The following is a 14792-nucleotide window of genomic DNA, read 5'->3' as shown; positions in this document are numbered from 1 at the left end:
GCATCGGGAGGGGTGTCGCGGGACGGCTGGTCCCTGCGGGACGCCGTCACGCGCCGGCGGGACCGGCTGCGCGGGACGCATCCGACCACGGTGCTGCGCTGGCTGCGGGCCGGCGTCCTGGCGATGGTGCTGGCCACGGCCCTGCTGTACCTGCTGGTCTCGGCCCAGGCCGGCCGTCAGATCACCGCGGCCAAACGCACCGACGCGGCCATCCGGAACCTGGGCGACGCCCGGGAGGAGGCCGCGCGGGCCAACACGGCGCTGGAGAACGCCGCCGGCACCGGCGAGGTCGCCCTGATCGGCACCGGCACGGAGTTCGCCAACGCCACCGCGCGCGTCAACTCCCTGGTGACCTCCGCGACCGAGGGCAACGCGGACGGGCAGCAGGGGCTCATCCAGATCCAGTTCGTGCAGGGCCAGTTGACCACCAGCGTGCAGTTGGCGAACACTGCGGTCCGCGACTACGACCGCAGCGGACCGGCGGGCCTGAAGGCCGCGCACCAGGCCCTGACCGCGCCGCGTGAGCAGGACAGGGTGACCAAGCGGCCCATCCCGTACACGGGCGGACTGCTGAACTCGCTCGCCGACCTCCAGCAGCAGCAGCGCGACGCCCTCGGCCGGCAGCAGAACTCCAACTGGCTCGACCCCGCCCACGTGTGGGCGCTGCTCGTCGGACCGGTGGTCGTGATGCTCCTGTGCGTGCTGGCCACCGCCGACGTGGTGGCGCGCAGCTTCCGGCGGTACGTCAGCCCGCGCCTGCTGCTCGCGCTGCTCGCCACGGCGGCGGTCGGCGTCACCACCAGCGTGCTGTGCCGTTACGCGGCGGGGCGCCTGACCGGGCACACTCCGTTCGCGGCGCCCTGGACCACGGCGCTCGCGCTGGCCCTCCTGGCCGCCGCGGGCGTCCTCGCCTGGCTGGCCTACCGTCCGCGTCTCGCCGAGTACCGGTTCCCGCGGTCATGAGAGCGCTCGGGTCGCGCCTGGCGCGCGACGTCTCGTGCCTGGCGCGCCGGGTCTCTTGCCTGGTGCGCCGGGTCTCGCGCGTGGCGCGCTGCGTCCTGCTCCCCGTAGTGCTGCTGGCCGGGGCGGGCTGTGGCAGCGGCGACGGCGGAGGCGACGGCAGTGTGACGATCATGGTGCCCTGGTCGGGCGACGAGTTCGCGGCCTTCAACGCGGTGATCAGGAAGTTCGAGCACGACCGCGGTGTCCGTGTGCACGTGCAGGTCACCCGTGCCCTGACCCAGCAACTGGACGCCGCGGTCGGGGCCGGCGCGCCCCCGGACCTCGCCATCCTGCCGAGCGTGGGTGCCATCTACACGTACGCCGACCACGACAAGGGCCTCAAGCCGCTCGCGGCGGCCACGCGTACGGACACCTTCCTCCAGCCGTTCCAGGGCCTGACGAGGATGAGGAACCGGGTCTACGCGCTGCCGGTCAAGGTGGACGTCAAGAGCCTGGTGTGGTTCACCCCGGAGACGGTCGGGCGGGCCCGGGACACGGCGGCGGTGCGGTCCTACGCCCACGCGCACCCGGGCGCCTGGTGCCTGGGCCTCGAGTCCGGGCCCACGTCCGGCTGGCCCGGCGCCGACTGGATCGCCGACCTCGTCCTCGACGGGCAGGGCGCCGGCGCCTACGAGCAGTGGCTGTCGGGCGGGCGGCCCTGGAAGGACGTGGCCGGGGCCTGGCGCGACTGGCGCGGCCTGGTCGGGCCCGGCGGCAAGCGGGCCTTGACGCAGGTGTTCAGCGAGGCCGCCGGCGGGATGACCAGCACACCGCCCAAGTGCTCGCTCGCCCACGGCGCGCTGTCCGCCATGGGCTTCCGCGCCGCGGACGTCCAGCGTGGGCGGTACGACTTCGTGCCGTCGTCCGCGAGGCACCGGCTGGAGGTCTCGGCCGACTTCGTCGGCAAGTTCACCACCGGCAACCCGCACGCCGACGCCCTCGCCGCCTACCTGGCGAGCGCCGGGGCGCAGCAGTTGTGGGTGGACCAGCCGGGGGGCTACGCCTTCTCGGCCAACACGAGGGTGACGGAGTACCACAACCGGGGTGTCCAGCAGCGTGTCGCCGAGATGCTGCGCCCGGGATCGGGCAACACCCTGTGCTTCGGCGCCGCCGACGCGATGACGCCCGACGTGTCCGCCGCCTTCTACCGGGCCGTGCTCACGTACGTGGCGCAGGACGGCACCGATCCGAAACCGATGCTGTCCAAGCTCGACCAGTTGCAGACCAAGCTCGGGCCCTCGGGGAAGTCCCCGGTGCCCGCGAACCGGCTCTGCGCCACCCCCTGACCGAACGCACACCTCTGGTCCCCTAGGAGCCCCTTCCATGCCGGACGCAGTCCAGTTCTCCCTCTCCGACGGCACCGTCGTGCTCGTGGCCCCGCCCGCGCGGGCCGGGACGGGGGCGGTGGGCCTCGGCAGCCGTCTGGAGACCGCCGAGCGCACCCTGCGCCAGGCCCTGGCCCCGATCACCTCCGCCGCCACCGAGGTCATCGGCGAGTTCCGCTCCCTCGCCCAGCGTCCCGAGGAGGTCGAGGTCACCTTCGGCGTGGTCCTGGACGCGAGACTCGGCGCGGTCATCGCCGGTGCCAAGACAGGCGCCCATCTGGACGTCACCCTCCGCTGGACCGGCAACCCGGGCATCACCCGGGGGCACTCCCCCGCCCCGGCCGACCCGGATGAGGACTCCGACCCCGGCTCGGACTCCGACTCCGACCCCGGCTCGGACTCCGACTCCGACTCCGACTAAGGGGCGACTCGGGGACGCCCTCCGCCACCTGGTCAGAGCGTCGCGTACTTGTCCGTGGCCGCTGTCAGGGCGTTCACCGCCGCGGGGGTGGAGGGGCCGTGGCCGGCCTCGTCGATGACCACCAGTTCACTGCCGGGCCAGGCGTGGTGGAGTCGCCACGGGGTGCCGATGAGGTTGCCGAGGTCGAGGCTGCCCTGGACGACGGTGCCGGGGATGCCCTTGAGGAGGTGGGCGTCGCGGAGCACCACACCCTCGTCGTTGCCCTCGCCGAGGAAGTGGTCGTTGCCCCAGTAGTGGGTGACCGTGCGGGCGAAGCCCATGCGGAAGACCGGGTCCTCGTAACGCTCGACGGAACGCGGCGGGGCGGGGACGATCGCCGTCTCCCAGTCGGTCCAGGCGCGCGCCGCCCGCTCCCGCACGGCGGGGTCGGGGGACTCCATCAGCCGGTTGTAGGCGGCCGCGAGGTTGCCGTGCCGCTCGGGTTCGGGGAGCCCGGCGAGGAAGCGCTCGTAGGCCTGCGGGAAGATCTTCCCCAGGCCGTGGGTCAGCAGGTTGACCTCGGCGTTGGAGCCGGTGGCGACTCCCGTCAGCACGAGTGCGCGGACGGCGTCCGGGTGCGTCTGGGCGTAGCGCAGCGCCAGGACCGATCCCCACGACACTCCCCACACCAGCCATCGCTCGATTCCGAGGTGGCGGCGCAGGAGCTCCAGGTCGGCCATGACATGGGCCGTCGTGTTGACGCTCATGTCGGTGTCGTGGGCGCTCGCGTGCGGGGTGGAGCGTCCGCAGCCGCGCTGGTCCAGCAGGACGATGCGGTAGGCGGCCGGGTCGCAGTAGCGCCGGTAGCGGGGTGAGCAGCCCGAGCCCGGTCCGCCGTGCAGCATCAGCGCCGGTGTGCCCTTCGGATTGCCGCAGGTCTCCCAGTACACGGTGTTGCCGTCGCCGACGTCGAGCCGGCCCTGGTCGTACGGTTCGGTCTCCGGATACAGGCCCATCCGCGCACCGTAGCCCTCCCGCGGTGCCGTCGTCGCCCTAATTGGCCTCGCGCCCGCCCCCGTCCTCGTCCGTGTCCACGTCCTCGTTCTCGTGCGGCAGGCCGGCCGCCTGGGCCGCTGTGCGCAGGACGGTGCGGAGCATCTCCGGCGTCAGCCGGCCGGTGAAGGTGTTGCGCTGGCTGACGTGGAAGCAGCCGAAGAGGTCGATGCCGTCGAGCGGCACACGCGTGCCGTGGGCGAAGGCCGGACGGGGGCGGGGCACCGTCCAGCCCGCCTCGGTGAACGCCGGCAGCGCGGCCTGCCAGCCGAACGCCCCGAGCACCACCGCCGCCCGCAGCGTCGGCCGCAGCAGCCGCAGTTCCTGCACGAGCCAGGGCCGGCAGGTGTCCCGCTCGCCGGGCGTGGGCTTGTTGGCGGGCGGCGCGCAGTGCACCGGCGAGGTGACCCGCACGCCGTGGAGCCGCAGCCCGTCGTCGGCGCTGACGGAGGTGGGCTGCGAGGCGAGCCCCACGTCGTACAGCGCCTGGTAGAGCACGTCGCCGGAGCGGTCCCCGGTGAACATGCGCCCGGTGCGGTTGCCACCGTGCGCGGCCGGGGCGAGCCCGATGATCAGCAGCCGGGCGTCCGCCGGCCCGAATCCGGGCACCGGCCGGCCCCAGTACGTCCAGTCGGCGAACGAGGGGCGCTTGGTACGGGCCACCTCCTCACGCCAGGCGACCAGCCGTGGGCAGGCCCGGCAGTCCGCGATCCGCCGGTCGAGGGCGTCGAGGCCGCTGGTGTCCATGCCTCCACCGTAGGGCCTCGCGTCCGGCCACCACGGCGGTGGAAAATCCGGGCGGGAGCGCGGGCGGGGGCGGCTAAGGTCGGTGCCATGGTTCCCGAGGACGACATCGACCGCGGGCCGGTCCCCGACATGGCCGGTGGCCCGGCTGGTGACATGGCCGGCGACGCATCCCGTTCCCCGGCCGGCGACACGGCAGGTGACACGGCCGGGGACGCAGCCGGCGGCCCGGCACGTGACGCAGCGGATGCCCCGGCCGGTGGTCCGGTCGGCGGTGCGCCCGGCGGCGCCCGGGCGGCGGAGGCCGCCGTCGATCCCAAGGTCGCCGCCGCCATCGCCGCGGCCGAGGCGGCCGGTCCGGCCAGTGGTGAGACCGTGCGGATCGACAGCTGGATCTGGGCGGTGCGCCTGGTCAAGACACGGTCCGTCGGGGCCACGGCCTGCCGGGGCGGGCACGTCCGGGTGAACGGGGAGCGGGTGAAGCCCGCCCACTCCGTCCGCGTCGGCGACGAGGTGCGCCTGCGGCACGAGGGCCGCGAGCGGATCGTCGTGGTGAAGCGGCTGATCCGCAAGCGGGTCGGTGCCCCCGTGGCCGCCCAGTGCTACGTCGACAACTCCCCGCCGCCCCCGCCCCGCGAGGCCGTCGCCCCGATCGGTGTCCGAGACCGGGGTGCGGGCCGCCCCACCAAGCGCGACCGCCGTGAGCTGGAACGCCTGCGCGACCTGGAGCGACTGCGCGACGCGGGCGGCCTCGGCGGCCGCCCGCGGGAGCGGTGAGCGCCGGCCGGTGACGCCGGCGCCGTACCGGCTCAGCCGTGCCGCCGTACGAGCCGCAGAAGGTCGGCGTTGCTGTCCCGCCGTGCCCAGGCGATCAGGGCGAGCGGCACGATCAGGATGAGCGGAGTCGCCGCGTACTGCCCGTCGAAGACGGTGAGCTGCACGACGAACGCGCCCACCATCAGCGCGCTCAGCGCGGTCGCCGCCACCGACTGCAGCACCGGGACAAGCAGCCCGACCGCTCCGGCCAGCTCCAGGGCGCCGATGGTGTACATCCCCGCGCCGCCCCAGCCGATCTTGTCGAAGGACTCGACGGCCGACGGATGCGCGATGAGTTTGGGCAGGGCGCTCGCGAGGGCGTAGAACATCGCGAGCAGCACCTGCACGGCCCGCAGCGCGATACGTGCGGCACGACGGCCCCGCGTGGGGGACCCGGCCGAGGCGATGGTGGTGACCGACGGGACGTGAGCGGTGGTCTGGGACGGCATGGCGTTCTCCTGGGGAAGCGGTCCGGCTTGCTTTACACGGAGGCAGACCGCTGCCCCTCCCAGAACTCATCGCTGCCCGCCGGATTCCCCGCGGATTCCCGCCCGTTGATCACCGGTTCATGGCCACCGCCTTCACCCAGACCCCGTCCTCGGTCAGATACCGGTCCACCCTCAGTCCTTCCTCCGCCAGTGCCTCCTCGAACTGCTGCCTGCTGAGCGGGCGGGCCCGGAACGTCTGCGTCCAGGTCGCGTCCGGGAACACGTACTCCGCCCGCACCGAGTGCACCCCGTCGCCGACCGGGTCGGAGGACACGATCCGCACGGTGAAGCCGGCCGGGTCCACGCGCTCGCGCGGCAGATCGCGGTGGTAGTCGGCCCCCTCCCGCTGGATCAGTACGCAGCCGCCGTCCGCCAGGTGCCGGACGCAGGCCCGCAGCAGGCCCCGCCGCACCTCGGCGTCGCCGGCGTGCACCAGGAACGACGCCAGCATCACGACGTCGAAGGTCTCCGCCAGGTCGAGATGCTCGATCGGACCGCATATCGTGCGCGCTTGCCGCACCCGGCGGAGCATCTCCGGCGACTCGTCGACGGCGGTGACGGTGAAGCCCCGCTCCAGCAGCGAGTGGGTCACCCGGCCCACTCCGCAGCCGAGCTCCAGGATGCGGGCGCCCTCGGGCACGGCGGCGGCGACGATGTCCGGCTCGTCGCCGACGGGCAGCCGGGAGTACAGCTCCACCGCGCAGCCGTCGGGTGTGATCGGTCCCGGGCCCGTTCCCTGATGTCCCTCGCGCATTTTCAGCCTCATGCCCGTCCAACGGGCGGCCTTCGCACGGCCGTTCCCTCTTCGCCGCGGTTCACCCGTACGTGTGAGCGGCGTACAGGAACGGGTACGCGGCAGGCAGGAGCTGATCGGTGATGCGTACAGGGAGTGAGCCGACGACCGCGCGCAGCCCCCTGCGGGCGCGGTTCTGGCTGAGTCTGTGGGGGATGGTCTGGGCGATCTTCGGCACGGTCGTGTTCATACTGGTGGACCGGCCCGGGTGGGCGGCAGCCTGTGCCGTGCTGTGGCTGGTGATCACGATCGACTTCACGCTCGTGGTCCGGCACATGCGGCAGGGCCCGCACTATCAGCCGGGGCCGGACGTCCCGCCGTACCCACCGCCCGAGAACCGGCGCCGTTAGCCGCCTCCCGAGTCCCGGCCGCAGTCGCGAGCGCGGCGCCCGGTCAGGTGTCGAACCGGGCGCGTTCGAGGTACTGCGGGTTCGGGTCCAGGGCCGCCGCCAGCCGGAAGTGACGCCGGGCCTGGTCGTGGCGGCCCTGCCGCTCGTAGGTGCGGCCGAGGGCGAAGTGCGCGAACGCGTTGTCCGGCTCGCGCTCCAGGACGACGGTGAACTCCAGCTCGGCGGGTCGCAGCTGCGCCGCCGCGAAGAAGGCCCGCGCGCGCAGCAGCCGGGCGGCGGTGTTCTCCGGGTGCGCGGCTATGACCCCGTCGAGCAGCTTCACCGCGCCCCGCGGGTCCCGTGCGGCGAGCAGTCGCTCGGCGGCGCGGAAGTCGATGACATGCGTCTTTGGCGTACGTCCGGACGGACCGCTGGTTTCGGGCACGGCGAAATCCTTCCCTCACTGGAAGGGTTCAACGCCCCGCCCGGACAGCTCATTCCTGGGCCCTGCGGACGAGCTCGGACCAGACCTCCCGCACCCGCGCGCGCAGCCGGTCGAGGGGCACGTCGTTGTCGATGACGATGTCCGCGATCTCCAGGCGCTTCTCGCGGGTGGCCTGGGCGGCCATGCGGGCACGCGCGTCCTCCTCGGTCATGCCGCGCAGCCGTACCAGCCGGTCGAGCTGGGTGGCGGGGCTCGCGTCGACGACGACCACCAGGTCGTACAGCGGTGCGAGGCCGTTCTCGGTGAGGAGGGGGACGTCGTGGACGACGACCGCGTCCGCGGCGGCGGCCTCCTCCAGCTCACGGGACCGCGCGCCCACCAGGGGGTGGACGATCGAGTTGAGCACGGCGAGCTTGCCGGCGTCGGCGAAGACGATGGACCCGAGCTTCGGCCGGTCCAGGGCGCCGTCCCCGGTGAGCACCCCGGGGCCGAAGGCGTCCACGACCGCCGCGAGGCCGGGCGTGCCCGGGGCGACGACCTCGCGCGCGATGCGGTCGGCGTCGATCAGCACGGCCCCGCACTCGACGAGCAGCCGGGACACCTCGCTCTTGCCGGCGCCGATTCCGCCGGTCAGGCCCACCTTCAGCATGACCGGAAGCTTAGGGCCTGCCCCGGGACGAACGGGCGGCAGGCTTCAGTTGTCGCCCTCCCGCTCGGCCAGGAAGCGCTCGAACTCGCGGCCGATCTCGTCGGCCGAGGGGATGTCCACCGGCTCGGCGAGCATGTTGCCGCGGGTCTCCGCCCCGGCCGCCGCGTCGTACTGGTGCTCCAGGCCCTGGACGAGGGAGGTGAGCTCCTCGTCGCCCTCGCGGACCTGCCGGTCGATCTCGGTCTGGGTGCGGTGGGCGTCGTTGCGCAGCGAGTGGGCGAGGCCCGGCAGGACCAGGCCGGTGGCCGCGGTGATGGCCTCCAGGACCGTGAGCGCGGCGTCCGGGTAGGGCGAGCGCGCGATGTAGTGCGGCACGTGGGCGGCGACGCCGAGCACGTCGTGCCCGGCCTCCATCAGCCGGTACTCCAGCAGGGCCTCCGCGCTGCCGGGGACCTGCGCCTCCTCGAAGGGGCTGGTCCGCCCGGGGACGAGGTCGACGCGGTTGCCGTGCGGGGTCAGGCCCACGGGCCGGGTGTGCGGCACGCCCATGGGGATGCCGTGGAAGTTCACCGACAGGCGTACGCCCAGGCGCTGCACGATCTGCCGCACGGCGGCCGCGAAGCGCTCCCACTCCACGTCGGGCTCGGGCCCGCACAGCAGCAGGAACGGTGCGCCGGTGGCGTCCTGGACCAGTCGCACCTCGATGGCCGGCTCCTCGTACCCGGTCCAGCGGTCCCGCTGGAACGTCAGCAGCGGGCGGCGGGCGCGGTAGTCCACGAGCCGGTCGTGGTCGAAGCGGGCCACGACCTGGTGGGGCATGGAGTCGAGGAGCCCGTCGACGATCAGGTCGCCGGTCTCACCCGCGTCGATGTATCCGTCGAAGTGGTAGAGCATGACAAGTCCGGCCGACTCCTGGGCGAGCGCCATGTCGACGACGGCCAAACCCTTCGGTTCCCATGCGTACAAACCCTGCGGATCAAGCACTGTGACCGCCCCTCCTCGTGTTCACCGATCACAACGAGTGGCGGAGCGTGGGCATTCCCGGAACACCCGATCGGGCGTCCCTTCCCGGACACCGCGCGGCGAGAGCCCCCGGACACGACCGCGGCCCGCGCCCCCTTGCGGGGGTGCGGGCCGCGGTTGTTACCGGCTACCGCTCAGCGGCGAGCGTTCAGCTCTGGCCGCCGGCCAGCTTCTCGCGCAGGGCAGCGAGCGCCTCGTCCGAGGCGAGCGCGCCGGAGCTGTCGCCACCCTCGGAGGAGTACGAACCGCCGGACGCGGCCGGAGCGGCGGCCTCGCCACCCTCGGCGGCGGCAGCGGCGTCCGCCTCGCGGGACTTGATGACCTGCTGCTGGTGCTGCTCGAAGCGGGACTGCGCCTCGGCGTACTGGCGCTCCCACTCCTCGCGCTGCTTCTCGTAGCCCTCGAGCCAGTCGTTGGTCTCGGGGTCGAAGCCCTCGGGGTAGATGTAGTTGCCCTGGTCGTCGTAGGACGCGGCCATGCCGTACAGGGTCGGGTCGAACTCGACCGAGGCCGGGTCGGCACCGAAGGACTCGTTGGCCTGCTTCAGCGAGAGGCTGATGCGACGGCGCTCGAGGTCGATGTCGATGACCTTGACGAAGATCTCGTCGTTGACCTGGACGACCTGCTCCGGGATCTCCACGTGGCGCTCGGCCAGCTCGGAGATGTGGACCAGACCCTCGATGCCCTCGTCCACGCGGACGAACGCACCGAACGGAACCAGCTTCGTGACCTTGCCGGGCACGACCTGGCCGATCTGGTGGGTGCGGGCGAACTGCTGCCACGGGTCTTCCTGGGTCGCCTTCAGCGACAGGGAGACGCGCTCGCGGTCCATGTCGACGTCGAGGACCTCGACGGTGACCTCCTGGCCCACCTCGACGACCTCGGACGGGTGGTCGATGTGCTTCCAGGACAGCTCGGAGACGTGGACCAGACCGTCGACGCCACCCAGGTCCACGAAGGCACCGAAGTTGACGATCGAGGAGACCACGCCGGAGCGGACCTGACCCTTCTGGAGGGTCGTGAGGAACGTCTGGCGGACCTCGGACTGGGTCTGCTCCAGCCAGGCACGGCGGGACAGGACCACGTTGTTGCGGTTCTTGTCCAGCTCGATGATCTTCGCCTCGAGCTCCTTGCCGACGTACGGCTGGAGGTCGCGGACGCGGCGCATCTCGACCAGGGAGGCCGGCAGGAAGCCGCGGAGGCCGATGTCGAGGATGAGACCACCCTTGACGACCTCGATGACGGTACCGGTGACGATGCCGTCCTCTTCCTTGATCTTCTCGATGGTGCCCCAGGCACGCTCGTACTGGGCGCGCTTCTTCGAGAGGATCAGGCGGCCTTCCTTGTCCTCCTTCTGGAGGACCAGGGCCTCGATCTCGTCGCCGACGGCGACGACCTCGTTGGGGTCGACGTCGTGCTTGATCGAGAGTTCGCGGCTCGGGATGACACCTTCGGTCTTGTAACCGATGTCGAGCAGGACCTCGTCCCGGTCGACCTTCACGATGACGCCGTCGACGATGTCGCCGTCGTTGAAGTACTTGATCGTCTCGTCGATCGCTGCGAGGAAGGCTTCCTCGTTACCGATGTCGTTGACCGCTACCTGCGGGGTGGTGGCGGTGGTCTCGGTGCTGCTCGTCATGTGGGAAAGGGCTCCGGTACGGACATTGAAGTCGTAGGTACTGCTTACGCCGGGAGCCCGTTTCGCTCTGCAGAAGCCGGACAGCCAAGGAAGCGCCACACGAACCACTGGTGGCGCCTCGACAACCGAGGGGACATACATACAGATGCGAGCGCAGCCTGCTACGTCTGAGGAGCGCAGGCCCGCAGCGCAACTTGTAGCATACGGGGGCAGCCGGACAGGGTCAATGCGCGAAGCCGCACACCCGGGGCGGATCACCCCATAACCGGCACAAAACCTGTCTCCCGAGGCCACGCGGACGCCGGAACACCCCGGTCGTGTCACCACCGGGGCGGGTTGGACGGAAGAGTACGACGAGGGAGCCGATCATCCAAGAGCCCGAACCGTTCGAGCCGGAAGACCCGCGGGACGCGGTCCAGGAGCAGGACGAGCCGGAGGCCACCCGGCGTGCGGCCGGCGTCGCGGAGAGCGCCCGGGCCAACCGCGGCTGGTGGGACCGCAACGCGGACGACTACCAGGAGGAGCACGGCACCTTCCTCGGCGACGGCCGTTTCGTGTGGTGCCCCGAGGGCCTGGACGAGGTGGAGGCCGAACTGCTCGGCCCGCCGGAGGAGCTGAAGGGCAAGGACGTCCTGGAGGTCGGCGCGGGCGCGGCGCAGTGCTCGCGCTGGCTGGCCGCGCAGGGCGCCCGTCCGGTGGCCCTGGACCTCTCCCACCGCCAGCTCCAGCACGCGCTGCGCATCGGCGGGGGCTTCCCGCTGGTGTGCGCGGACGCGGGGGCGCTGCCCTTCGCGGACGGCTCCTTCGACCTGGCGTGCTCGGCGTACGGCGCGCTGCCGTTCGTCGCCGATCCACGGCTGGTGCTGCGGGAGGTGCACCGGGTGCTGCGGCCGGGCGGGCGGTTCGTGTTCTCGGTGACCCATCCGGTCCGCTGGGCGTTCCCCGACGAGCCGGGGCCGGAGGGGCTGAGCGTGTCGGGGTCGTACTTCGACCGCACGCCGTACGTGGAGCAGGACGAGGACGGCCGCGCGGTGTACGTGGAGCACCACAGGACGCTGGGCGACCGCGTCCGGGACGTGGTGGCCTCGGGCTTCCGCCTGGTGGACCTGGTGGAGCCGGAGTGGCCGGTGTGGAACACCTCCGAGTGGGGCGGCTGGTCGCCGCTGCGCGGCGGCCTGATCCCGGGGACGGCGATCTTCGTCTGCGTACGGGACTGACCGCGTGATCCGGCACGAGGCCCTGGAGGCCCTCCCCGTACGGTCCGCCCTGCCCGCCCTCGGTGAGGCGCTCGACGGTCACGGCACGGCCGTGCTCGTCGCGCCGCCGGGCACCGGCAAGACGACGCTGGTGCCGCTGGCCCTGGCGGGGCTGCTCGGTGAGGGTCCCGCGCGGAGGGTGGTCGTCGCCGAGCCGCGCCGGATCGCGGCGCGGGCGGCGGCCCGCCGGATGGCGTGGCTGCTGGGCGGGAAGCCGGGCGGGAGCGTCGGCTTCACCGTGCGCGGCGAGCGGGCCGTCGGGCGGCACACGCGCGTGGAGGTCGTCACGACCGGTGTGCTGTTGCAGCGGCTCCAGCGGGACCAGGAGCTCGCGGGCGTCGACGCGGTGGTCCTGGACGAGTGCCACGAGCGGCACCTGGACGCGGACACGGTGGCCGCGTTCCTGTGGGACGTGCGCCAGGCGCTCAGGCCGGAGCTGCGGCTGGTGGCCGCGTCGGCGACCACGGACGCGAGCGGCTGGTCGGACCTGCTGGGCGGCGCGCCTGTGGTCGAGGCCCCGGGCGTGTCGTATCCGGTGGAGGTGGTGTGGGCGCCTCCCGCGCGTGCGGTGCGGCCGCCGCACGGGATGCGGGTGGACCCCGCGCTGCTGGCGCACGTCGCCTCGGTGGTGCGCCGGGCGCTGGCCGAGCGGCCGGGTGACGTGCTGTGCTTCCTGCCGGGCGTGGGCGAGATCGCGCGGGTCGCGGGGCAGCTCGGAGAGCTCGGTGACGTGGAGGTGCTCCAGGTGCACGGGCGGGCGCCGGCGGCCGTGCAGGACGCGGTGCTGTCGCCGGGGCGGCGGCGCCGGGTGGTCCTCGCGACCTCGGTGGCCGAGTCGTCGCTGACGGTGCCCGGGGTGCGGGTGGTCGTCGACGCCGGTCTCGCGCGGGAGCCGCGCGTGGACCACGCGCGCGGGCTGAGCGCCCTGACGACGGTACGGGCCTCGCGGGCGGCCGGGCGGCAGCGCGCGGGACGCGCCGGACGCGAGGCGCCGGGCACGGTGTACCGCTGCTGGGCCGAGGCCGAGGACGCCCGTCTGCCGCGTTTCCCGGCGCCGGAGATCAAGGTGGCCGACCTGACGGCGTTCGCCCTCCAGGCGGCCTGCTGGGGCGATCCGGACGCCTCCGGGCTGGCCCTGCTGGATCCGCCGCCGGGCGGTGCGATGGCGGCGGCGCGCGAGGTGCTCGGGGCCGTCGGCGCCGTGGACCCGCGCGGGAGGGCCACCGAGCGGGGGCGGCGGCTGGCACGGCTGGGAGTGCACCCGCGGTTGGGACGCGCGCTGCTCGCCTCCGGCGAGGCGGGCGCGGAGGTCGTGGCGCTGCTGAGCGAGGAGCCGCCCAGGGAGTACGGGTCCGATCTAGCCGACGCCCTGCGCCGCGCCCGGCGCGGGGGCGACCCCTACGCCGGGCGGTGGCTCGCGGAGGTGCGGCGGCTGCGGTCCGTCGCATCCGAGGCGCCCCGCTCGCCCGGCGACGGCTCCACGGCTCCCCTGGGCGTCCGGCAGGAGCCGGGCGGCGCGAACCCGGGCGGCACGAGTGGCGCGGGTGGCGCGAACCCGGGCGGCACGAGTGGCGCGGGTGGCGCGAGCCCGAGCGGCGCGAACCCGAGCGGCGCGAACCCGAGCGGCGCGAACCCGAGCGGCACGAGCCCGAGCGGCGCGAGCCCGAGCGGCGCGAGCCCGAGCGGCGCGAGCCCGAGCGGCGCGAGCCCGAGCGGCACGAGCCCGAGCGGCACGAGCCCGAGCGGCACGAGCCCGAGCGGCGCGAACCCGAGCGGCGCGAACCCGAGCGGCGCGAACCCGAGCGGCGCGAGCCCGAGCGGCGCGAGCCCGAGCGGCGCGAGCCCGAGCGGCGCGGGTGGCGGAGGGATCGCGGGGCTCGTGGCCGCGCTGGCCTTCCCCGAGCGGATCGCCCGGCTCGACGGCGGCTCGTACCTCATGGTGTCCGGGACCCGCGCGGAGCTTCCGGACGCCTCGCCCCTGCGCGGGGCGCCCTGGATCGCCGTCGCCGTGGCCGACCGGCCGCTGGGCAGGGGGCACGCGCGCGTGCAGCTCGCCGCGGCCGTCGACGAGGACGTGGCCCGGGCGGCCGCCGGCGCCCTGTACGAGGAGACCGAGGAGGTCCGCTGGGCCGAGGGGGACGTCGTGGCCCGGCGGGTCGAACGGCTGGGGGCCGTCGAGCTGGTGGCCCGCCCGCTGACCGTCCCGGATCCGGGGCTGGTGCGCGCCGCGCTGCTCGACGGTTTGCGGCAGGAGGGTTTCGGCCTGCTGCGGTGGTCGCAGGAGGCGCGGGTGCTGCGGCAGCGGCTGGCGTTCCTGCGCCGGCACCTCGGCGAGCCCTGGCCCGAGGTGTCCGACGACGTGCTGCACGCGCGCGTGGAGGAGTGGCTGGAGCCCGAACTGGGCCGCGCGCGGCGGCGGGCGGACCTGGCGCGCATCGACGCCGGGCAGGCGCTGAACCGGCTGCTGCCCTGGGCGAGCGGTGAGGCGGCCCGCCTGGACGAGCTCGCCCCGGAGCGGATCACCGTGCCGAGCGGGTCGAGGATCCGCGTCGACTACGCCGATCCCGGGCAGCCCGTGCTCGCCGTCAAGCTCCAGGAGATGTTCGGCCTGGACCGGTCGCCGGTCCTGGCCGGGGTTCCGGTCCTCGTGCACCTGCTCTCCCCCGCCGGGCGGCCGGCCGCGGTCACCGCCGACCTCGCCTCCTTCTGGCGGGACGGCTACAAGGGCGTACGGGCGGAGCTGCGCGGGCGCTATCCGAAGCACCCGTGGCCCGAGGACCCTGCGGCCGCGCGACCGACCCGGCACACCAACGCCCGGCTCAGGGGCTGA

The 14792-nt window shown here is 73.7% G+C and carries 15 protein-coding genes; 7 read left to right on the top strand and 8 right to left on the bottom strand.

Annotated elements, in window-relative coordinates; all coding sequences use genetic code 11:
* The first annotated feature begins 12 nt into the window (after nt 1-12).
* Genes IE217_RS01820 through IE217_RS01810 form a run of 3 tightly spaced genes read left to right on the top strand, consistent with a single transcriptional unit; the run spans nt 13 to nt 2748 of the window.
* The gene (locus IE217_RS01820) at nt 13-963 is read left to right on the top strand and encodes a hypothetical protein (RefSeq protein ID WP_190175878.1); all 951 of its coding nucleotides are present in this window, start codon (nt 13-15) and stop codon (nt 961-963) included.
* Nucleotides 960-2288, top strand: coding sequence for a type 2 periplasmic-binding domain-containing protein (locus IE217_RS01815; protein WP_190175877.1), 1329 nt, complete (start codon nt 960-962; stop codon nt 2286-2288). Before IE217_RS01820 ends, IE217_RS01815 begins: the two co-directional genes overlap by 4 nt.
* 37 nt (nt 2289-2325) lie before the next feature.
* Entirely contained in the window at nt 2326-2748 is a 423-nt protein-coding gene (locus tag IE217_RS01810; protein WP_190175876.1) for a CU044_2847 family protein, read from the top strand.
* A 32-nt stretch (nt 2749-2780) separates the two neighbouring features.
* On the opposite strand, the gene pip is transcribed toward IE217_RS01810, so the two are convergent.
* Both pip and IE217_RS01800 read right to left on the bottom strand, forming a co-directional pair.
* Nucleotides 2781-3743, bottom strand: a complete 963-nt coding sequence (gene pip / locus IE217_RS01805) for a prolyl aminopeptidase (protein ID WP_190175875.1) — start codon at nt 3741-3743, stop codon at nt 2781-2783.
* A gap of 37 nt (nt 3744-3780) precedes the next feature.
* A complete protein-coding gene (locus IE217_RS01800; RefSeq protein ID WP_190175874.1) occupies nt 3781-4527 on the bottom strand; it encodes a uracil-DNA glycosylase in 747 nt (248 codons plus the stop codon).
* Nucleotides 4528-4680: 153 nt separating this feature from the next.
* Between IE217_RS01800 and IE217_RS01795 the strand changes: the two genes are divergently transcribed.
* Nucleotides 4681-5301, top strand: coding sequence for an RNA-binding S4 domain-containing protein (locus IE217_RS01795; RefSeq protein ID WP_373297949.1), 621 nt, complete (start codon nt 4681-4683; stop codon nt 5299-5301).
* 32 nt (nt 5302-5333) lie between these two features.
* Here IE217_RS01795 and IE217_RS01790 read toward each other — a convergent pair whose 3' ends face one another.
* Entirely contained in the window at nt 5334-5789 is a 456-nt protein-coding gene (locus IE217_RS01790) for a DoxX family protein (RefSeq protein ID WP_190175873.1), read from the bottom strand.
* A gap of 109 nt (nt 5790-5898) precedes the next feature.
* Nucleotides 5899-6594: a class I SAM-dependent methyltransferase gene (locus tag IE217_RS01785; protein WP_190175872.1), complete on the bottom strand. Its 696-nt coding sequence runs from the start codon at nt 6592-6594 to the stop codon at nt 5899-5901.
* A gap of 110 nt (nt 6595-6704) precedes the next feature.
* Between IE217_RS01785 and IE217_RS01780 the strand changes: the two genes are divergently transcribed.
* Nucleotides 6705-6971 carry a DUF6343 family protein gene (locus IE217_RS01780; protein ID WP_190175871.1) on the top strand — a complete coding sequence of 89 codons (267 nt, stop codon included), beginning with the start codon at nt 6705-6707 and terminating at the stop codon, nt 6969-6971.
* 43 nt (nt 6972-7014) lie between these two features.
* On the opposite strand, the gene IE217_RS01775 is transcribed toward IE217_RS01780, so the two are convergent.
* From IE217_RS01775 to rpsA, 4 genes are all read right to left on the bottom strand, one after another.
* Complete coding sequence (locus IE217_RS01775) at nt 7015-7395, bottom strand: tetratricopeptide repeat protein (protein ID WP_190175870.1); 381 nt, start codon at nt 7393-7395, stop codon at nt 7015-7017.
* A gap of 49 nt (nt 7396-7444) precedes the next feature.
* Nucleotides 7445-8044 (bottom strand): dephospho-CoA kinase, encoded by a 600-nt coding sequence (coaE, locus tag IE217_RS01770; protein ID WP_190175869.1) that lies wholly within the window; start codon nt 8042-8044, stop codon nt 7445-7447.
* A gap of 45 nt (nt 8045-8089) precedes the next feature.
* Nucleotides 8090-9028, bottom strand: coding sequence for a PAC2 family protein (locus IE217_RS01765; RefSeq protein ID WP_190175868.1), 939 nt, complete (start codon nt 9026-9028; stop codon nt 8090-8092).
* A gap of 187 nt (nt 9029-9215) precedes the next feature.
* Nucleotides 9216-10706: a 30S ribosomal protein S1 gene (rpsA, locus tag IE217_RS01760; RefSeq protein ID WP_189703135.1), complete on the bottom strand. Its 1491-nt coding sequence runs from the start codon at nt 10704-10706 to the stop codon at nt 9216-9218.
* A gap of 317 nt (nt 10707-11023) precedes the next feature.
* Here rpsA and IE217_RS01755 point away from each other — a divergent pair, with 317 nt between their 5' ends.
* Both IE217_RS01755 and IE217_RS01750 read left to right on the top strand, forming a co-directional pair.
* Nucleotides 11024-11923 carry a class I SAM-dependent methyltransferase gene (locus tag IE217_RS01755; RefSeq protein ID WP_190175867.1) on the top strand — a complete coding sequence of 300 codons (900 nt, stop codon included), beginning with the start codon at nt 11024-11026 and terminating at the stop codon, nt 11921-11923.
* 4 nt (nt 11924-11927) lie between these two features.
* Nucleotides 11928-14792, top strand: coding sequence for an ATP-dependent helicase C-terminal domain-containing protein (locus IE217_RS01750; RefSeq protein WP_190175866.1), 2865 nt, complete (start codon nt 11928-11930; stop codon nt 14790-14792).

The organism is Streptomyces naganishii JCM 4654, assembly GCF_014650575.1.
GTDB lineage: Bacteria > Actinomycetota > Actinomycetes > Streptomycetales > Streptomycetaceae > Streptomyces > Streptomyces naganishii.
This window is presented reverse-complemented; position numbering and strand designations above follow the sequence as displayed.